At 66.7% G+C, this 19,440-nt stretch carries 20 protein-coding genes; 12 read left to right on the top strand and 8 right to left on the bottom strand.

What is annotated here, in order from left to right:
- The first annotated feature begins 19 nt into the window (after positions 1-19).
- Together RND78_RS06415 and RND78_RS06420 are read left to right on the top strand one after the other, a co-directional pair.
- Complete coding sequence (locus RND78_RS06415) at positions 20-1,231, top strand: putative DNA modification/repair radical SAM protein (protein WP_312726932.1); 1,212 nt, start codon at positions 20-22, stop codon at positions 1,229-1,231.
- The gene (locus RND78_RS06420; RefSeq protein WP_312726934.1) at positions 1,232-2,671 is read left to right on the top strand and encodes a UdgX family uracil-DNA binding protein; all 1,440 of its coding nucleotides are present in this window, start codon (positions 1,232-1,234) and stop codon (positions 2,669-2,671) included.
- Here RND78_RS06420 and RND78_RS06425 read toward each other — a convergent pair.
- Complete coding sequence (locus tag RND78_RS06425) at positions 2,668-3,810, bottom strand: PilT/PilU family type 4a pilus ATPase (RefSeq protein ID WP_312726935.1); 1,143 nt, start codon at positions 3,808-3,810, stop codon at positions 2,668-2,670. The two genes, RND78_RS06420 and RND78_RS06425, sit on opposite strands and share 4 nt — an antisense overlap.
- Positions 3,810-4,844: a type IV pilus twitching motility protein PilT gene (locus tag RND78_RS06430; protein ID WP_312726936.1), complete on the bottom strand. Its 1,035-nt coding sequence runs from the start codon at positions 4,842-4,844 to the stop codon at positions 3,810-3,812. Before RND78_RS06430 ends, RND78_RS06425 begins: the two co-directional genes overlap by 1 nt.
- Positions 4,845-4,970: 126 nt before the next feature.
- Here RND78_RS06430 and RND78_RS06435 point away from each other — a divergent pair, with 126 nt between their 5' ends.
- The 9 genes from RND78_RS06435 to RND78_RS06475 all read left to right on the top strand — a co-directional run bounded on the left by RND78_RS06435 (position 4,971) and on the right by RND78_RS06475 (position 13,229).
- On the top strand, positions 4,971-5,669 hold the full coding sequence (locus RND78_RS06435; RefSeq protein ID WP_312726937.1) for a YggS family pyridoxal phosphate-dependent enzyme: 699 nt from the start codon (positions 4,971-4,973) through the stop codon (positions 5,667-5,669).
- 9 nt (positions 5,670-5,678) lie between these two features.
- Positions 5,679-6,497 (top strand): pyrroline-5-carboxylate reductase, encoded by an 819-nt coding sequence (gene proC / locus RND78_RS06440; protein WP_312726938.1) that lies wholly within the window; start codon positions 5,679-5,681, stop codon positions 6,495-6,497.
- 9 nt (positions 6,498-6,506) lie between these two features.
- Positions 6,507-7,100 (top strand): YggT family protein, encoded by a 594-nt coding sequence (locus tag RND78_RS06445; RefSeq protein ID WP_059229789.1) that lies wholly within the window; start codon positions 6,507-6,509, stop codon positions 7,098-7,100.
- A gap of 129 nt (positions 7,101-7,229) precedes the next feature.
- The gene (locus RND78_RS06450; RefSeq protein ID WP_312726940.1) at positions 7,230-9,188 is read left to right on the top strand and encodes a dynamin family protein; all 1,959 of its coding nucleotides are present in this window, start codon (positions 7,230-7,232) and stop codon (positions 9,186-9,188) included.
- A 111-nt stretch (positions 9,189-9,299) separates the two neighbouring features.
- The gene (locus RND78_RS06455) at positions 9,300-10,439 is read left to right on the top strand and encodes a homoserine O-acetyltransferase (protein ID WP_312726941.1); all 1,140 of its coding nucleotides are present in this window, start codon (positions 9,300-9,302) and stop codon (positions 10,437-10,439) included.
- Positions 10,440-10,443: 4 nt separating this feature from the next.
- Positions 10,444-11,064 (top strand): methionine biosynthesis protein MetW, encoded by a 621-nt coding sequence (gene metW / locus RND78_RS06460; protein WP_312726942.1) that lies wholly within the window; start codon positions 10,444-10,446, stop codon positions 11,062-11,064.
- Positions 11,065-11,146: 82 nt separating this feature from the next.
- Positions 11,147-11,740, top strand: a complete 594-nt coding sequence (gene rdgB / locus RND78_RS06465; protein WP_312726943.1) for an RdgB/HAM1 family non-canonical purine NTP pyrophosphatase — start codon at positions 11,147-11,149, stop codon at positions 11,738-11,740.
- A complete protein-coding gene (gene hemW / locus RND78_RS06470; RefSeq protein ID WP_312726944.1) occupies positions 11,737-12,888 on the top strand; it encodes a radical SAM family heme chaperone HemW in 1,152 nt (383 codons plus the stop codon). Before rdgB ends, hemW begins: the two co-directional genes overlap by 4 nt.
- A gap of 14 nt (positions 12,889-12,902) precedes the next feature.
- Entirely contained in the window at positions 12,903-13,229 is a 327-nt protein-coding gene (locus RND78_RS06475) for a DUF3392 family protein (RefSeq protein WP_059229783.1), read from the top strand.
- Positions 13,230-13,378: 149 nt separating this feature from the next.
- Here the strand turns inward: RND78_RS06475 and RND78_RS06480 are convergent, their stop codons facing one another.
- From RND78_RS06480 to RND78_RS06500, 5 genes are all read right to left on the bottom strand, one after another.
- Complete coding sequence (locus tag RND78_RS06480) at positions 13,379-15,103, bottom strand: EAL domain-containing protein (RefSeq protein WP_312726945.1); 1,725 nt, start codon at positions 15,101-15,103, stop codon at positions 13,379-13,381.
- A gap of 159 nt (positions 15,104-15,262) precedes the next feature.
- Positions 15,263-15,934, bottom strand: coding sequence for a tRNA (guanosine(46)-N7)-methyltransferase TrmB (gene trmB / locus RND78_RS06485; RefSeq protein ID WP_312727283.1), 672 nt, complete (start codon positions 15,932-15,934; stop codon positions 15,263-15,265).
- Positions 15,935-16,041: 107 nt separating this feature from the next.
- Complete coding sequence (locus RND78_RS06490) at positions 16,042-16,824, bottom strand: thiazole synthase (RefSeq protein WP_312726946.1); 783 nt, start codon at positions 16,822-16,824, stop codon at positions 16,042-16,044.
- A gap of 19 nt (positions 16,825-16,843) precedes the next feature.
- Positions 16,844-17,044, bottom strand: coding sequence for a sulfur carrier protein ThiS (gene thiS, locus RND78_RS06495; protein ID WP_312726948.1), 201 nt, complete (start codon positions 17,042-17,044; stop codon positions 16,844-16,846).
- A gap of 84 nt (positions 17,045-17,128) precedes the next feature.
- Complete coding sequence (locus RND78_RS06500; RefSeq protein ID WP_312726949.1) at positions 17,129-17,506, bottom strand: DUF423 domain-containing protein; 378 nt, start codon at positions 17,504-17,506, stop codon at positions 17,129-17,131.
- A 68-nt stretch (positions 17,507-17,574) separates the two neighbouring features.
- Between RND78_RS06500 and mtgA the strand changes: the two genes are divergently transcribed.
- Positions 17,575-18,276 (top strand): monofunctional biosynthetic peptidoglycan transglycosylase, encoded by a 702-nt coding sequence (mtgA, locus tag RND78_RS06505; protein WP_312726951.1) that lies wholly within the window; start codon positions 17,575-17,577, stop codon positions 18,274-18,276.
- A gap of 229 nt (positions 18,277-18,505) precedes the next feature.
- On the opposite strand, the gene rpoH is transcribed toward mtgA, so the two are convergent.
- The gene (gene rpoH, locus RND78_RS06510; RefSeq protein WP_295467502.1) at positions 18,506-19,360 is read right to left on the bottom strand and encodes an RNA polymerase sigma factor RpoH; all 855 of its coding nucleotides are present in this window, start codon (positions 19,358-19,360) and stop codon (positions 18,506-18,508) included.
- Positions 19,361-19,440: the final 80 nt, after the last annotated feature.

Consider the following 19,440-nt stretch of genomic DNA (forward strand, 5'->3'; position numbering starts at 1 on the left):
CACAGTCCAGGAGATCTCGATGGAGCTCGCCGACAAGCTGATCATTCTCGCCGACGCCGCCAAGTACGACGTGTCCTGCGCCAGCAGCGGCGCGCCCAAGCGCAGCTCCAAGGGCAAGGACGGCCTGGGCTCGACCGATGGCATGGGCATCTGCCACAGCTTCACCCCCGATGGGCGCTGCGTGGCGCTGCTCAAGGTGCTGCTGACCAACTTCTGCCTGTACGACTGCCAGTACTGCGTCAACCGCCGCAGTAGCAATGTACCGCGGGCACGTTTCACGCCCGAGGAAGTGGTGCAGCTGACCCTCGACTTCTACCGGCGCAATGTCATCAGCGGGCTGTTCCTCAGTTCCGGCATCATTCGCTCCTCCAACTACACCATGGAGCAACTGACCCGGGTGGCCCAGTTGCTGCGCGAAGAGCACCAGTTCCGCGGCTACATCCACCTCAAGACCATTCCCGACGCCGATCCCGAGCTCATCGCCCAGGCCGGCCTCTATGCCGATCGCCTGTCGGTGAACATCGAGCTGCCCACCGAGAGCGGGCTGATCAAGCTGGCGCCGGAAAAGAATGGCAGCAGCATCCGCAAGACCATGGGCAACATCCGCCTGGGGCTGGAAGAGGCCGAGGCCGAAGCCAAGGCACCGCGCTTCGCGCCGGCGGGCCAGAGCACCCAGATGATCGTCGGCGCCGACGCCACCGACGACCGCACCATTCTCGACACCGCCCAGACGCTCTATGGCGCCTATCGCCTCAAGCGCGTCTACTATTCGGCCTTCAGCCCCATCCCGGAAAGCCCGGGCACGGTGCCGCTGCAGCCGCCGCCGCTGCTGCGCGAACACCGGCTGTACCAGGCCGACTTCCTCATGCGCGGCTATGGCTTCCAGGCGGCGGAGCTGCCCACCGAAGACGGCCAGCTGCCGCTGGACGTGGACCCCAAGCTGGCCTGGGCACTGCATAATCGCGCCATCTTCCCGCTGGACCTCAATCGCGCCGACCAGGTCCTGATCGCCCGGGTCCCCGGCATCGGCGTGCTCTCGGCCAAGCGGCTGGTGGAACTCAGGCGCGAGCGGCGCATCCGCTACGCCGACCTGATCCGGCTCAGGTGCAGCGTGGAGAAGGCCCGGCCTTTCATCGTCACCCAGGACTATCGCCCGCAACCACGCCTGGCCGAATCCCTCGATCTGCGCCGCCAACTCGCCGAGCCGCCCGCGCAACTCGCCTTGCTGTAGATGCCCAAGGTCGATTTCGATGGCACCTTCGCCGGCTGGCGCCAGGAAGCGCGCCGCCTGCTGCAGGCCGGCATCGCGCCGGCCCAGGTGAGCTGGCAGGAAAGCCGCGGCTTGGGCGATCTGTTCGATGAACCGGTCGAGGCCGTGGCAACCCCGCCCAGTGGCGCCGTGCGCATTCCGCCGCAACTGGCCGAGGCCCTCACCTATGCCGCCTGCTTTCGCAGCGAAGATCGCTGGGCGCTGCTCTACCAGGTGCTCTGGCGGGTCGCCCGGGGAGACCGGGCGGCGATGCTGGCCGGCGACGAGGACGGCAGCGAGTTACAGCGCCGGGTCAAGGCGATTCGCCGCGAGATCCACCATGTGCATGCCTTTCTCAGATTCCGGCCCCGCGCCGAAAGCGCCGGTCCGCCGGCCTGGGTGGCCTGGCACCAGCCGGCCCACGACGTCCTGGCGCTGGCGGCACCGCACTTCTGCGATCGAATGGGCAACAGCAGCTGGCTGATCGCCACCCCGGAGGCCGCGGCGCTCTGGGATGGCCAGGCACTGCAATTGCTGGAGCCCTGCCCCGCCGAGCTGCAGCAGTTGGCCCGCCAGACCCCGGAAGACGATGACCGCAACGCTGGCGACGAACTCTGGCGCGCCTACTACCGCAGCACCTTCAATCCGGCGCGAGCCAATCCGCGTACGTTGCGCGGCAACATGCCGGCGCGCTTCTGGAAGGACCTGCCGGAAGGCCCGCTGATCCCGGCACTGCTCAGCGAAGCGCGCGCCGGTGCCCAGCGCCTGGCCCAAGTCGAGGCGGTCGGCCGCCAGAGCGGGCGCGAGGTGCTGATCGCGGCCTCGCGTGCCCAGCCCGAACGCCCGCTGCCCACTACTCTGGACGAATGCCGCCGCTGCGAGCTCTGGGAAAAGGCCACCCAGCCAGTGGCCGGCGAAGGCCCGCGCACGGCCCGTATCCTCTTGCTCGGCGAGCAACCCGGCGACCAGGAGGACCTGGCCGGCCGTCCCTTCGTCGGTCCGGCCGGGCAGGTGCTGATGGCGGCGCTGGCCGAGGCAGGACTCGACCGCGACGAGGTGTTCCTGACCAATGCGGTCAAGCACTTCAAATGGATTCCCCAGGGCCGGCGACGCAAGCACGTGACCCCGGGACCGGAGATAGCGCCCTGCCGCTACTGGCTTGAGCAGGAACTGCGCGACATCCAGCCGGTAGTGGTGGTGGCGCTCGGCTCGACCGCACTGGAAGCCCTGCTAAGGCGCAAGCCACGTGGCCTGGCCCAGTTCATGGGCCGGCCGCTGCGGCTGGACGAGCGTTGGATCATCGCTACCTATCACCCGTCCTACATCCTGCGCGCACCCGACGCCACACAGCAGGAGCAGGCGCATCAGGCCCTGGTAGCCGCACTGCACGAAGCCAGGACCTTGGCGACCGACAGCGACTAGCGAAAACGCTTGGGCGGATCGTCGCCCATGTCCACCGAGAGGTTGCGGGTCACCTGATTGAGGTGGTCGGCATCGGTCTCCGACCCCAGTTTGATCATCAAGCGCAGGTCGTTGGCGGAATCGGCATGGGCCAGGGCCGCCTCGTAGCTGATCTCGCCATCGCGATAAAGGGCATAGAGCGACTGGTCGAAGGTCTGCATGCCCAGTTCACCGGACTTCTTCATCAATGCCTTGAGTTCGTGCACCTCGCCCTTGCGGATCAGGTCGGCAGCCAAGGGCGTGTTGAGCAGCACCTCGATCACCGCACGGCGCCCCTGGCCGTCGGTGGTGGGCACCAGTTGCTGGGCGACGATGCCCTTGAGGTTGAGCGACAGGTCCATCCAGGTCTGACTGTGCCGGTCGGCCGGGAAGAAGTGGATGATACGGTCCAATGCCTGGTTGGCGTTGTTGGCGTGCAGCGTGGCCAGGCACAGGTGGCCGGTCTCGGCGAAGGCCAGGGCGTGTTCCATGGTGTCCCGGCTGCGGATCTCGCCGATCATGATGACGTCCGGCGCCTGGCGCAGGGTGTTCTTCAGCGCCACCTCGAAGGACTCGGTGTCGATGCCCACCTCACGCTGGGTGACGATGCAGCCCTGGTGCTGGTGGATGTATTCGATGGGATCCTCGATGGAGATGATGTGCCCCGCCGAGTTCCTGTTGCGGTGGCCGATCATGGCCGCCAGCGAGGTGGACTTGCCGGTGCCGGTGGCGCCGACGAAGATCACCAGGCCACGCTTGGTCATGGCCAGCTTCTTGATGATCTCCGGCAGGCGCAGTTGCTCCACCGTGGGGATATTCACCTCGATGCGGCGCAGCACCATGCCCACCAGGTTGCGCTGGTAGAAGGCACTGACCCGGAAGCGGCCGATGCCCCGGGCACTGATGGCGAAATTGGATTCGCGCTTTTGCTGGAATTCCTGGCGCTGCTCCTCGTTCATCACGCCCAGCACGATGGCTCGGCACTGATCCGGCGAGAGCGAGTCCTTGGTGATGGGCGTCATGCGGCCGTTGATCTTCATCGACGGGGGGACGCCGGTGGTGATGAAGAGGTCGGAGGCGCCCTTGTCCACCATCAGTTGCAGGAATCTGTCGAATTCCATCAGAAATTCTCCGGCGTCTTGGCCTTCTCGCGCGCCGCATCGCGGCTGATCAAGCCCTTGGACAGCAATGCCTTGAGGCACATGTCCAGGGTCTGCATGCCCAGCCCGCCACCGGTCTGGATCGCCGAATACATCTGCGCCACCTTGTCCTCGCGGATCAGGTTACGAATGGCCGGGGTGCCGATCATGATCTCGTGGGCCGCCACCCGGCCGCCACCGACCTTCTTGAGCAAGGTCTGGGAGACCACCGCCTGCAGGGATTCGGACAACATCGAACGCACCATGGATTTCTCTTCCGCCGGAAAGACATCCACTACCCGATCGATGGTCTTGGCCGCCGAGGTGGTGTGGAGGGTACCGAACACCAAGTGGCCGGTCTCGGCGGCGGTCAGCGCCAGGCGGATGGTCTCCAGGTCGCGCAGCTCGCCCACCAGGATGACGTCCGGGTCCTCGCGCAGGGCCGAGCGAAGGGCCTCGGAGAAGCCCAGGGTGTCGCGGTGCACCTCGCGCTGGTTGACCAGGCACTTCTTGGATTCGTGGACGAACTCGATGGGGTCCTCGATGGTGAGGATGTGGTGGTACTTGTGGTTGTTGAGGTAGTCGAGCATGGCCGCCAGGGTGGTGGACTTACCCGAACCGGTCGGCCCGGTCACCAGCACCAGGCCACGTGGTACGTCGGTGATCTTCTTGAACACCTCGCCCATGCCCAACTCCTCCATGCTCAGCACCTTGGAGGGGATGGTCCGGAACACCGCACCGGCGCCGCGATTCTGGTTGAAGGCGTTGACCCGGAAGCGCGCCACGCCCGGCACCTCGAAGGAGAAGTCGGTCTCCAGGAACTCCTCGAAGTCCTTGCGCTGCTTGTCGTTCATGATGTCGTAGATCAGCCCGTGCACCTGCTTGTGCTCGAAAGCCGGCAGATTGATGCGGCGCACGTCGCCGTCGACGCGGATCATCGGCGGCAGGCCGGCGGACAGGTGCAGGTCGGAGGCGCCTTGCCGCGCGGAAAAGGCCAGCAATTCGGTGATATCCATGGGACTCCCAGATGTCGAGCAAGCAGGTAGAATGCCGCGCAGCACTGGCGGTCTGACCTGGTCACCGCCACTCATTCATCCGGTACGCCGAGGCCTGCCGGATGCGCCGACGCAAGCAGGGGCTGAATGTCCACGATAGCCGAGAATAGCGCAACCGTACTCGAACGCATCGCCGCGGCCAGCCAGACGGCAGGCCGCGATCCCGCGACCGTCGGCCTGCTGGCGGTGAGCAAGACCAAACCCGCCGCCGCCCTGCGCGAAGCCTGCGCCGCCGGCCTGCGCGACTTCGGCGAGAACTATCTGCAGGAGGCGCTGGACAAGCAGGCCGCACTCGCCGATCTGCCACTGACGTGGCATTTCATCGGCCCCATCCAGTCCAACAAGACCCGCGCCATCGCCAGCCATTTCGACTGGGTGCACTCGGTGGATCGACTGAAGATCGCCCAGCGCCTGGCCGAGCAGCGACCGCCCGAGCGAGGGCCGCTGAACATCTGTCTGCAGGTCAACGTCAGCGGCGAAGCCAGCAAGTCCGGCTGCCACCCCGACGAACTGCCCGCCCTGGCGGCCGCCGTGAGCCAACTGCCCAACCTGTGCCTGCGCGGCCTGATGGCCATCCCCGAACCTACCGAGGACCCGGCCAGCCAGCGCGCGGCCTTCGCCCGGCTGCGCGCCTTGAGCGAAGCGCTGAACCTGGACCTGGACACCCTGTCCATGGGCATGAGCCAGGACCTGGAAGCCGCCATCGCCGAGGGCGCCACCTGGGTCCGCATCGGTACCGCCCTGTTCGGCGCCCGCGACTACGGCGCCACCGCCTCTTCAACCTAGGAAGTCTCGATGAACGACACCCGCATCGCCTTCATCGGCGCCGGCAACATGGCAGGCGCCATCATCGGCGGGCTGCTCGCCCAGGGCGTGCCGGCCCGCCAGCTCAGTGCCAGCAATCGCAATCCGGCCAAGCGCGAGGCACTGGCCCAGACGTACGGCATCCGCGTCGAAGCCAGCAACACCGCGGTCCTGGCTGACGCCGACGTGGTGGTGCTGGGCGTGAAGCCCCAGGTGATGGGCGAGGTCTGCGCCGAACTGGCACCGCACCTGCGTCCGGAGCAACTGATCGTCTCGGTCGCCGCCGGCATCACCTGCGCCAGTCTGACGCGCTGGCTGGGCGAGCGGCCGCTGGTGCGCTGCATGCCCAACGTGCCGGCGCAGCTGCGCCTCGGCGCCAGCGGCCTGTTCGCCAACGAGCAGGTCAGCCCAGACCAGCGCGCCCGCGCCCAGGAAATCCTCGCCGCGGTCGGCCTGGCCCTCTGGGTCGAGGAAGAGCAGCAGCTGGATGCGGTCACCGCGGTGTCCGGTAGCGGTCCGGCCTACTTCTTCCTGCTGATGGAGGCCATGACCGAGGCCGGCGCCAAGCTCGGCCTGCCAGCCGCGGTGGCCGAGCAACTGACCCTGCACACCGCCCGTGGCGCTGCAGCCATGGCCTGCCAGGGCGACCGCACCCCTGAACAACTGCGCCGCTCGGTGATGTCCCCCAAGGGCACCACCGAACGCGCCATCGAAACCTTCCAAGCCGGGGCCTTCGCGGACCTGGTGGAAGAAGCCCTCACCGCCGCGGCCGACCGGGCTGCGGAACTGGCCCAGTTGCCGGATCGATAAGGAGTATCCATGTCCGCTTTCGCGCAAGCTCTCGTCTACGTCATCCAGACCCTCGGCAGTCTCTACCTGCTGATCATCCTGCTGCGCTTCATCCTGCAGCTGGTCCGGGCCGACTTCTACAACCCGCTGTCGCAATTCACCGTGCGCGCCACCCAGCCGCTGCTCAAACCCCTGCGCCGGGTCATTCCCGGCTTCGGCGGCGTCGATCTGGCGGCCCTGGTGCTGGCGATCCTGGTCCAGCTGGCCCTGATGATGGTCGTGGTGGTACTGCTCGGCGCCAGCATCGGCGGTCTGTTCCCGGCGCTGCTGATCTGGGCCCTGCTCGGCGTGGCTTCGCTGTTCCTCAAGGTGTTCTTCTTCGCCCTGATCGTCAGCGTCATCCTCTCCTGGGTCGCGCCCCAGACCCACAACCCCGCCGCCGAACTGGTCAACCAGATCTGCGAACCGCTGCTGGCGCCCTTCCGCCGCATCCTGCCCAGCCTGGGCGGCCTGGATCTGTCGCCGATCTTCGCCTTCATCGTGATCAACCTGCTGGATCGCTTCGTCATCGGCCAACTGGCCGCCGCCACCGGCATGCCGCAGATCCTCGCGCCCTTCCTCTAACGTACGACGTCCGCCACCGCTCGCCCCTCCGTCACGACCGCCCGCCGCGTCGTGACGGAGCCGGCATTGACGCGGCCTGGAGGCTGGGGCACCGTCCAGGCTTTAGCTGTCCAGGCCAAGGAAGTCCCCATGGAACGTCTGTTCCGCCACGTCGATGCCTATGCCACGTGGAAAGCCGAACTCGATACCCAATTGGGGCGCTACCGCGACTGGTTGCAGCGTAATCGCCTCGCCTCCCCCGCCCTGGACGCTGCCCTGGCCAGTTGCCAGAGCGAACTCCAGGCCGATGGCATCACCCTGGCCTTCGCCGGCGAGTTCTCCCGCGGCAAGACCGAGCTGATCAACGCCCTCTTCTTCGCCGACTACGGCCAGCGCATGCTGCCGTCCCAAGCCGGGCGCACCACCATGTGCCCCACCGAGATCTTCTTCGATGCCGGCGCCGACGGGCCCTACCTGCAGTTGCTGCCCATCGACAGCCGGCTGGACGACCGCAGCCTGGTCGCCTGGCGCAAGGCGCCCGAGGCCTGGCAGCGCTTCCCGCTGGATGATCGCCATCCGGATGCCATGGCCACCCTGTTGGCCAAGGTCACCGAGACCCGCGAAGTGACGGCGGAAACGGCAGCGCAGCTGGGCTTCGATCCCGAACAGCTGGAACAGCTCGGTGACGCCGGCCTGGTCAGCGTGCCGGCCTGGCGCCATGCGCTCATCAGCATCGATCATCCGCTGCTGCGCCAGGGCCTGCGCATTCTCGATACCCCCGGCCTCAACGCCCTGGGTGCCGAGCCCGAGCTGACCCTCTCGCTGCTGCCCCACGCCCAGGCCGTGCTCTTTCTGATCGGCGCCGACACCGGCGTCACCGCTTCGGACCTGGCGCTCTGGGAACAGTGCGTCAAGCCGGCGCTGGGTGACAGTCCCGAGCGACTGTTCGCAGTGATGAACAAGATCGACAGTCTCTGGGACGACCTTGGCGGTGCTGCCCACGTCGCCCATTCGCTGGAGAACGTCCGCCAGGCCAGCGCCCGGCAACTGGCCCTGCCCGCCGAGCACATCCTGCCGCTGTCGGCCAAGCAGGCTCTGCTGGGCAAGGTGCGCGGCGACCTGGAACTGCTCGCACGCAGCCAACTGGACGGCCTCGAGCAACTGCTCGCCGATCGCATCGTCGGTGCCCGCGAGCGGCTGCTGCAGCAACGCATCGTGCACCAGGCCAGTGGCCTGCTGGGTGCCAGTCGCACGCTCATCGAACAGCGCCTGGAGGCCATCCGGGCGCAGTACGCGCAGCTGGCCGACGAAGAATTGCCAGGTGCCGGGCTCGAATTGCAGACCGCCCGCACGCGCCAGGAGTACGACCAGTACCACCGCCGCCTGCTGGACCTGCGCACCACCCAGAACATGCTGGCTGGCCAGCGCAAGCTACTCCTCGACCTGGTCGTCCCTGAGCGCCTGGACGCCCACCTGGAGACCGCTCGCCGGGAATTCCGCAGCAGCCTGACCACCGTGGGGATCAACCAATCCATCGAACGGTTCTTCCGCATGGTCGAGCACGACCTGCTGGCGCTGGACAACGAAGCCGATCGCGCCAACAAGGTGCTCGGCGCGGTCTACCAGCGGCACAACCTGGAGAATCCCCTGCATCCCCTGGAAGCGCCGCGGTTGCGCATCCGACCCTACGTCCGCGAGCTGCGCCAGCTGCAGCTCAAGACCGAGGAAATCCAGCGCCAGGTGAAGACCCTGCTCACCGAACAGAGCGCCCTGGCCCGCCGCTTCTTCGCCACCGTGGCCCAGGAAGTCCAGGCCCTGCAGGAAGGCGCCCATGCCCAGGTGCTGCGTTGGAACGACGGCGCCCTGACACCGCTGGTGCAGCACACCCGCGAGCAGAAGCAGCTGCTGGAGACCAGCATGCTGGCCCTCAAGCAGCTCACCCAGCAGAATCTCAACGGCCAGGAGCAGGTACGCCGACTGCAGGTGCACGAGGACGTGCTCCACAAGCAGCTCACCGAGGTCAGCGACATGCTCAAGCAGATCGCCCGCCCGGCGCCCTCCCAGCGTCACGACAACGTGGTCGTGCTGCCCTTGGCCCGCGTGGTCTAGGGCCCCTGGCCGCGCCGTCCTCACGCGGGTTCGGTCAGGGTGCCACGCCTGCCCTTGCCGCTCCCCGCGGTGCTCTTTAGACTGGCGAGCCCCGCCCCGGACGAGCCGTCAATGCCCAGCGTCATCCCCGAAGATTCCGTCGGCCTGGTCACCCCCGAGCTGCTGCATTTCAGCGAGCCCCTGGCCCTCGCCGGTGGTCGCACCCTGCCGGCCTACGACCTGATGGTCGAGACCTACGGCGAGCTCAACGCCACGGCCAGCAATGCCGTGCTGATCTGCCACGCGCTCTCCGGCCATCACCACGCCGCCGGCTACCACAGCCTGGACGACCGCAAGCCTGGCTGGTGGGACAGTTGCATCGGCCCCGGCAAGCCCATCGACACCCGCAAGTTCTTCGTCGTCGCCCTGAACAACCTGGGCGGCTGCAACGGCTCCACCGGGCCGAGCAGCCCGAATCCGGACACCGGCCGTCCCTACGGCGCGGATTTCCCGGTGCTGACCGTGGAAGACTGGGTCCACAGCCAGGCGCGGCTGGCCGATCGCCTGGGTATCCAGCAGTGGGCGGCGGTGATCGGCGGCAGCCTCGGCGGCATGCAGGCGCTGCAATGGACCATCAGCTATCCGGAGCGCATCCGCCACTGCCTGGCCATCGCCTCGGCGCCCAAGCTGTCGGCGGAGAACATCGCCTTCAACGAGGTGGCGCGCCAGGCCATTCTCTCGGACCCGGATTTCCACGCCGGCCACTTCCAGGAAAAGGGCGTGATCCCCAAGCGAGGCTTGATGCTGGCGCGCATGGTCGGCCACATCACCTACCTGTCCGACGAGGCCATGGGCGAGAAATTCGGCCGCGAACTCAAGACCGACCAGCTCAACTACGACTTCCACAGCGTCGAATTCCAGGTGGAGAGCTACCTGCGCTACCAGGGCGAGGAATTCTCCGGCCGCTTCGACGCCAACACCTACCTGCTGATGACCAAGGCGCTGGACTACTTCGATCCGGCCCACGCCCAGGGCGGCGACCTGGCCAAGACCCTCGCCGGCGTGCAGGCGCGCTTCCTGATCGTCTCCTTCACCACCGACTGGCGCTTCTCGCCGGCGCGCTCCAAGGAGATCGTCAACGCCCTGATGGCCGCGCGCAAGGATGTCAGCTACCTGGAGGTGGACGCCCCCCAGGGCCATGACGCCTTCCTCATCCCCATCCCGCGCTACCTGCAGGCCTTCTCCCACTACATGACCCGTATCGAGGTATAGCTGCGTGCGCGCCGATCTGGACATCATTCAGGAATGGATCCCTGCCGGCAGCCGGGTGCTCGACCTCGGTTGTGGCACCGGCGAGCTCCTCGCCTGGCTGCGCGACCACAAGCAGGTCACCGGCTACGGCCTGGAGATCGATCCGGACAAGATCGCCGAATGCCTGCTCAAGGACGTCAACGTCATCGAGCAGGACCTCGACGGCGGCCTGGCCAACTTCGCCAGCGACAGCTTCGACGTGGTGGTCATGACCCAGTCGCTGCAGGCCCTGCAATACCCCGACCGCATCCTCCAGGAGATGCTCAGGGTCGGTCGCCAGTGCATCATCACCTTCCCAAACTTCGGTCACTGGCGCTGCCGCCTGTACCTGGGCACCAAGGGCCGCATGCCGGTCTCCGACTTCCTGCCCTACACTTGGTACAACACGCCGAACATCCACTTCTGCACCTTCGAGGACTTCGAACGCCTCTGCCGCGAGCAACGCGCCCAGGTGCTGGATCGCCTCGCCGTGGACCGCCAGCACCGCCATGGCTGGGCCAGTCGGCTGTGGCCCAACCTGCTCGGCGAGATCGGCATCTACCGGGTCAGCGCGCCGCGCCTACAGGAACATCGCGTCGCGATATGACGTAAGGCAGGGGCAGCGCGGCCAGCCTGGGCCTGGCTTCGCGTACAATACGCCGCCATCCTTCACGAGACGCGGTGTCCTCATGTCCGACCTAACCGAACTGGTCCTCGCCAGCCACAATGCCGGCAAGCTCAAGGAACTCCAGGCCATGCTCGGCGGCCAGGTACGGATACGCTCGGTGGGCGAATTCAGCCAGATCGAGCCCGAAGAGACCGGTCTGTCCTTCGTCGAGAACGCCATCCTCAAGGCCCGCAACGCCGCGCGCCTGTCCGGCCTGCCGGCCCTGGCCGACGACTCGGGCCTGGCGGTGGACGCCCTCGGCGGCGCCCCCGGCATCTATTCCGCCCGCTACGCCGATGGCAAGGGCGATGCGGCCAACAACGCCAAGCTGCTCGAAGCCCTGAGAGACGTCCCCGACGCCGCGCGTACCGGCCAGTTCGTCTGCGTGCTGGCCCTGGTACGTCACGCCGACGATCCGCTGCCGATCCTTTGCGAAGGCCTCTGGCCCGGTCGCATCCTCCATGCCGCCCAGGGCGAGCACGGCTTCGGCTACGATCCGCTGTTCCAGCCCGATGGCGAAAGCGTTTCCGCCGCCGAACTGGCCCCGGTGGAAAAGAACCAGCGCAGCCATCGCGCCCGCGCCATGGTCCTGCTCAAGCAACGGCTCGGCCTGTGACTCCGACCTTCACCCTGCCGCCGCTGGCGCTCTACGTCCATATCCCCTGGTGCGTACGCAAGTGCCCCTATTGTGACTTCAACTCCCATGCCGCCGGCCCGACGCTGCCGGAAGCGGAGTACGTCGACGCCCTGCTGGCGGATCTGGATAACGACCTGAGCCATGTCCATGGCCGGCCACTGACCTCCATCTTCTTCGGCGGCGGCACGCCGAGCCTGTTCTCGGCCGCGGCCCTGGGCCGGCTGCTGGTAGGTGTGGCCCAGCGCCTGGACTTCGCGCCGGACATCGAGATCACCCTGGAAGCCAACCCCGGCACCTTCGAGCAGGCCAAGTTCGTCGCCTATCGCGGGCTGGGCATCAACCGGCTGTCCATCGGCATCCAGAGTTTCCAGGACGAAAAGCTCAAAGCCCTGGGTCGCATCCACGGGCGCGACGAAGCCATCCGCGCCGCCGACCGAGCCCGCGCCGCCGGCTTCGACAACTTCAACCTGGACCTCATGCACGGCCTGCCCGGCCAGAGCCTGGCCGACGCCCTCGGTGACCTGGAGCAGGCCATCGCTCTGGCGCCCACGCACCTGTCCTGGTACCAGCTGACCATGGAGCCCAATACGGTGTTCTGGAGCCAGCCGCCGGAGCTGCCCGAGGACGATACCCTTTGGGATATCCAGGAAGCCGGCCAGGCCCGCCTGGCCGTCGCCGGCTACCGGCAGTACGAGACCTCCGCCTATGCCCAGCCCGGGCGCCAGGCGCGGCATAATCTCAACTATTGGGGCTTCGGCGACTTCCTCGGCATCGGCGCTGGCGCCCACGCCAAGCTGAGCGCGCCGGACGGCACCCTGTTGCGCAGCTGGAAGACCCGCCTGCCCAAGGATTATCTCGATCCGGCCAAGCCCTTCCAGGCCGGCGAGAAGCGCCTGGAGCCGGCCGACCTGCCCTTCGAATTCATGATGAACGCCCTGCGCCTGGTGGACGGCGTACCGGCTTCCTGGTATCCGCAGCGCACCGGCCAGGCCCTGGACAGCCTGGCCCCCGCGCTGGCCGCGGCGCGCCGCGACGGCCTGCTGGTAGACGACCTGGAGCGGTTGCAACCGACCACGCGCGGCCAGCTGTTCCTGAACGACCTCTTGCAATCCTTTCTGCCTGACTGACGAGGAGCTTTGCCTTGGACTTCGTGCTCAACCACATCGCCGACCTCTCCCGCTGGAGCCGCAGCCATCTGGACGAGGTGGCCCTGGCGGTCACCGCCACCCTGCTGGTGCTGTTCGGTAGCCAGGTCAACGCCTTCATCCAGGCGCGCCTGGGCAGTTTGCCGACCGCCATCCGCGTACCGGCCTTCGCCCTGGCCTGCCTGGCCATCTACGGCGCCGCCATGACCTTCCTTACACCCTGGGTGGTCAAGGGCCTGGCACAGTTCAACAACTACGCCCTGGCCCCGGTGCTGCTGATCGGCGTCTGCCTGCTGGGCGTGCTGGCCGAACGCCGCAGCTAGGGTGGTGGTTCAGACCTGATCTACCATCCTGGCGGCGCTTCTCGCTCCTGGACGGCGTTGCCCTGACTCGCCATGGCGCCTGGCCCAAGCGGAACGCCGAACCGCACGGAAGTCACTCGCCCACTCGTGCGAACGCCTGAATTGCCCTGCTAGAGCGAGGTGCAGTCCGGGACGCCGGCCAGCAGCAGCAGGCTATCCAGCGACTGCGGCCGGCCGAGCAGGAAGCCCTGGAAGCAGTCCACGCCCAGGCTCTTGAGCAGGTCGAATTGCGCCTGGGTCTCCACCCCCTCGGCAACGATCTGCATGTTCAGCGCCCGGCACAGGCTGACGATGCCCGCCAGCAATTGCCGCGAGCGAGCGTCGCGATCCACCGACAGCAGGAAGCTACGGTCGATCTTGATGGTGTCGAAGGACAGCCGATGCAGATAGCTCAGGGACGAATAGCCCGTGCCGAAGTCGTCCATGGCCACCCGGAAGCCCTGGTCACGCAGCAGACCGAGTCGCCGCTCCGGGGCACCGCGCTGCAGGAACACCGACTCGGTCACCTCCAGCTCCAGGGCCCATGGCCGCACGCCGAACTCGGCGCAGGCACGTTCCAAGACCAGGCCCAGTTCATCGTCCGCCACCTGGCGGGCCGAGATGTTCACCGCCACCGGAATACAGACGCCGGCCTGCTGCAAGTCGCGGGCATAGGCCGCCGCCCGCCGGATCGCCAGCCGCCCCAAGGACGAGGCCATGCCATTCTGCTCGGCCAGGGCGACGAAGACACAGGGCAGTACCGAGCCCACCCCGGGGCAATCCCAGCGCGCCAACAGCTCGGCGCTGACCAGCCGACGCTGGGCATCGAACTTGGGTTGCAGGACGAAGCTGATCTCTTCCGCCTCGATGGCGGCGTGTAGATGGGCCAGCAGGGTGACCTTGCGCAGCGCCTCGGCGGTGAATTCCGGATCGTAGAAGCGCGCCCGGCTCTTGCCGGCGCTCTTGGCCGCGTACATGGCGGCGTCGGCATTGCTGAGCAGTGCCTCGGCGCTCTGGCCGTCGTCGGGGGTCATACTCAGGCCGATGCTGGCGGACACCCGGATGTCGTGCTCGGCGATGCGCTGTGGCCGACCGACCACCTGCAGCAGGCGCTCGGCGATCTGGCGCGCCTGGCTGCGGCCGTCCACCGCGATGGCGGCGACGAATTCATCGCCCCCCCAGCGGGCCAGCAACTCGTCGTGGCCGAGGCTGTCCTGCAGACCGGCGGCGAGGACACGCAGCAATTCGTCGCCCGCCTCATGGCCCAAGGAGTCGTTGACCTCCTTGAACCCATCCACGTCGATGAACAGCACGGCCAGGCTGCGTCCTGGCGCAAGGGCGCGCAGGCAGTCATCGAAGCGGCGATAGAAGCCGCCGCGATTGGGCAGTTGGGTCAGGCCATCGCTCAACGCCAGGCGCTCCAGCGCCTGCTCGGCACGCTTGCGGTCGGTGATGTCGCGCAGGCTGGCGATGACGTAGCCCTCGGCGCCGCCTTCGCCGGCGAAGCGGCTGAGACTGATCTCCATCGGGGTCACGCGCTTGGCCGAGACGTGGAAGCTCGCCTCGGACAGGGCATAGCCATGCCGCTCGAAGGCCTGGATGGCCGCCTCGGGCAACTTGATGTAATGGGACAGGTACTGGCCAGCCACGCTCTTGCCGGCGCTGAGCATCAGCTTGCACAGCGCCTCGTTGGCTTCGATGATCTGGCCGCTCTCGCTGAGCACGGCCATGGCGTCCCGGCAGAGGGCGAAGGCCGAGGCCATCAGATGCAGCGAACGCTCGGTGCGTTGGCGGGCACTACGCTCGACCTCCAGCTGCCGCAAGGCATCGAGCGCGCCGTCAGGTCCCAGGATCACCGTTGCATCCCGGGCAAACAGCGCCCCGGCTCACGGTTTTGGTCGGCAGGCATCTCGCAGATTCCAAGGTTTCCCGATGGTTAGGCCCCATCGCGGCAAAACGCCATCATGCCAAACAGGCGGCAGCTGGCTCAACCCCTCCTCATCCGCGACGTACGGTCAGTCCAGTCGTACGAACTTCAGATCCCAGACCCCATGGCCCAGGCGCTCGCCACGACGTTCGAACTTGGTGATGGGGCGCTCCTCGGGCCGCGGCACGTAACCCGAGTCATCGCCCAGGTTGCGGTAGCCGGGAGCGGCGTTCATGACCTCGAGCATGTGCTCAGCGTAGGCCTGCCAATCGGTGGCCATGTGCAGTACGCCGCCGACCTTGAGCTTCTGCCGCACCAGTTCGGCGAAGGCCGGCTGGACGATACGGCGCTTGTGATGGCGACTCTTGTGCCAGGGGTCGGGAAAGAACAGCAGGACCCGGTCCAGGCTGGCATCGGCCACGCATTGGCGCAGCACCTCCAGGGCATCGCAACTGTAGACCCGCAGGTTGGTCAGCCCCTGGGTCATGGCACCATTGAGCAGGGCGCCAACGCCGGGACGATGCACCTCGACGCCGATGAAGTCCTGTTCCGGGGCCGCGGCGGCCATTTCCAGGGTGGAATGGCCCATGCCGAAGCCGATCTCGAAGGTGCGTGGTGCCTGGCGGCCGAACACCCGGTCGAAATCCTGCGGGCCGTCGGCCAGCTCCAGGCCGAAGCGCGGCCAGCCCTGGTCGAGACCACGCTGCTGGCCTTCGGTCATGCGGCCGGCACGCATCACGAAGCTCTTGATGGTACGCAGGGGACGGTCGGGGGTCTGCTCGTCTTGATGATCGGTCATGGCGTTATCGATAGTGGGAAAAAGAGACGCCCGGCACGGAGCCGGGCGCATGAAGGTTCGCTCGCGGATCAGCCGACCAGACCGTCCAGCGGCGAAGACGCCGTGGCGTAGAGCTTGCGCGGCATACGCCCGGCCAGGTAGGCCAGGCGACCGGCGACGATAGCGTGCTTCATGGCCTCGGCCATCAGCACCGGCTCGCGGGCATGGGCAATGGCGCTGTTCATCAGCACTGCCTCGCAGCCCAGCTCCATGGCGATGGTGGCGTCGGAGGCGGTGCCCACCCCGGCGTCGACCAGCACCGGCACCTTGGCCTCTTCGAGGATGATGCGCAGGTTGTAGGGATTGCAGATGCCCAGACCCGAGCCGATCAGGCCGGCCAGGGGCATGACGGCGATGCAGCCAATGGCCTCCAACTGGCGGGCGACGATGGGGTCGTCGCTGGTGTAGACCATGACGTCGAAGCCATCCGCTACCAGCGTCTCGGCGGCCTTGAGGGTCTCGATGACGTTGGGGAACAGGGTCTTCTGGTCGGCCAGCACTTCCAGCTTGACCAGGTTGTGGCCATCGAGCAGCTCACGGGCCAGGCGGCAGGTGCGTACCGCTTCCACCGCGTCGTAGCAGCCGGCGGTGTTGGGCAGGATGGTGTAGCGCTCGGGCGAGATCACGTCGAGCAGATTGGGCTCGCCGGGATTCTGGCCGATGTTGGTGCGACGCACCGCTACGGTGACGATCTCGGCGCCGGAGGCCTCGATGGCCAGGCGGGTCTCTTCGAGATCGCGGTACTTGCCGGTACCGACCAACAGGCGCGAGGCATAGGTGCGCCCGGCCAGGGTCAAGGGAGTGTCTTTCATCTGGATTCCTCTTTCGCGGCTAGCCGCCGCCGATGGCGTGGACCACTTCCAGCTGGTCACCCTCCACCAGGGCGGTGGTGGCATGCTGGCTGCGCGGCACGATGTCGAGGTTGCGTTCCACCGCAACCCGTCGTCCGGTCAATTCGAGACGCACGAGCAGGTCGGCGACGGTGGTACCGTCCGGCAACTCAAGGGCTTCGCCGTTCAACAGGATCTGCATGGAAAAAGCATCGTCGCGGGGTGAGTTGGCATTCTACGCCGGTCGGGCGCTCATTGCAGCGACGCCCGATCCGGAACCGCGCGCTCAAAGGCTGCTCAGGCGCCAGGCCAACACGGCCAGGCAGACCCAGCCGGCGAGAAAGCACAAGCCGCCGAAGGGGGTGATGATGCCCAGCCGCGAGATGCCGGTCAGCGTCAGCAGATAGAGACTGCCGGAAAACAGCAGGATACCGGCGATGAAGAAACCGCCGGCCCAGGCCACCAGGCGGCCCTGGAAATGCAGCGACAGCAGCGCCACGCCGAACAGCGCCAGGGCATGGATGAGCTGATAGAGCACCCCGGTCTGGAACACGGCCAGGTAGTCGGCGGACAGGCGACCCTTGAGACCATGGGCGGCGAAGGCGCCCAGGCCGACGCCGGTGAAACCGGCCAGGGCCGCGAACAGCAGGAAGAGACGCAACATGGGTTTTCCCGGGCGATGAAAGGTGAGCGTTGGTTATAATGGCCCGCTAACCGCCAAAGACCAAGCCGATGCTGCGTACCCTCCTCCGTCGTCTCCTGCGTGCAGCCCTCTGGTTCGCCGCCCTCAGCGCCGCCGTGGTGCTGGTCCTGCGCTGGGTGCCGCCGCCGGGCAGCATGCTGATGGTGGAACGCAAGATCGAATCCTGGATCGATGGCAAGCCCATCGACCTGCAGCGCGACTGGCGCCCCTGGAAGGAACTGCCGGACGATCTCAAGATGGCGGTGATCGCCGGCGAGGACCAGCACTTCGCCGAGCATTGGGGCTTCGACATGACGGCGATCCGCCAGGCTTTCAACCACAACGAAGCCGGCGGCTCCCTGCGCGGCGCCAGTACCATCAGCCAGCAGACCGCCAAGAATCTCTTTCTTTGGAGCAGCCGTAGCTGGGTGCGCAAGGGCTTCGAAACCTGGTTCACCCTGTTGCTCGAGACCTTCTGGTCCAAGCAGCGCATCCTCGAGGTCTATCTCAACAGCGTGGAATGGGACGACGGGGTATTCGGCGCCGAAGCCGCGGCCCGTCATCATTTCGGCATAGGCGCCCCCTACCTGTCCGACCGCCAGGCCAGCCTGCTGGCCGCCGTACTGCCCAACCCCCGCGAGTGGAGCCCGAGCCGTCCCAGCGCCTACGTCGCCGAACGCGCCGCCTGGATCCGCCAGCAGGAACGCCAACTGGGCGGTAGCGACTATCTGCGGCGGATGACCGGGCAGTAGAGTAGCCAGGCAACTTCGCGTGGAAAACGCTGCGCGGTTTTCCACCCTACCGATCAATGCGGCCGTGCCTTGATGTTCCATCGCGGCCATGGGCCGCTCCTACGGTTGCGGCGGAGCCCGTAAGAGCCGCCCATGGCCACGATATGCCGGATACCGTCCATAACAGGGTACGGATTTGCGGACATAAAAAAACCGCACCCTGAGGTGCGGTCTTTGGTCAGCCACCGGATCAGGCGGCGATATTGCCCTTGAGCTTGTTCATCGCGTTCTTTTCCAGCTGACGGATACGCTCCGCCGAGACGTTGTACTTGGCCGCCAGCTCATGCAGCGTCGCCTTCTCCTCGGCCAGCCAGCGCTGGTAGAGGATGTCGCGGCTGCGGTCGTCCAGGCGTTCCAGAGCCTCGTGCAGATTGGCCGTGGAGCTGTCGCTCCAGTCGGCTTCCTCAAGCTGGCGCGCCGGATCATAGCGGCTGTCTTCCAGGTACTGCGCGGGCGACTGGTAGGCGGCATCGTCGTCGGCATCGCTGGCCGGATCGAAGGCCATGTCCTGACCGGTCAGGCGGCTCTCCATCTCGCGAACCTCCCGCGGCTCGACGCCAAGGGTTTCCGCTACGCGATGGACCTCGTCGTTGTTCAACCAGGCCAGCCGCTTCTTCTGGCTGCGCAGGTTGAAGAACAGCTTGCGCTGGGCCTTGGTGGTGGCCACCTTGACGATGCGCCAGTTGCGCAGGATGAACTCGTGGATCTCGGCCTTGATCCAGTGCACGGCAAAGGACACCAGGCGTACGCCCATCTCGGGATTGAAGCGCTTCACGGCCTTCATCAAGCCGACGTTGCCTTCCTGGATCAGGTCGGCCTGGGCCAATCCATAGCCGGAATAGCTCTTGGCGATATGCACTACGAAACGCAGGTGCGCGAGCACCAACTGCCGAGCGGCCTCGACGTCTTCCTTATAGAAGAGGCGCTCGGCCAGTTCACGCTCCCGCTCCGGGGTGAGCAGCGGAATGCTGTTCACCGAATGCACATAGGCTTCCAGGCTGGCGCCGGGAACCAATGTAGGAACAGGTTGCAACGAAGTGGTCATGCGAATCCTCCGATTCACTAAGCACTGGGCAGTCTAACACTGATTTTTTGGACAGCGCCAGACTAACCCGGGTTCCCTTA

Origin of the sequence: Pseudomonas oryzihabitans (assembly GCF_032027545.1) — a bacterium.
GTDB lineage: Bacteria > Pseudomonadota > Gammaproteobacteria > Pseudomonadales > Pseudomonadaceae > Chryseomonas > Chryseomonas oryzihabitans_F.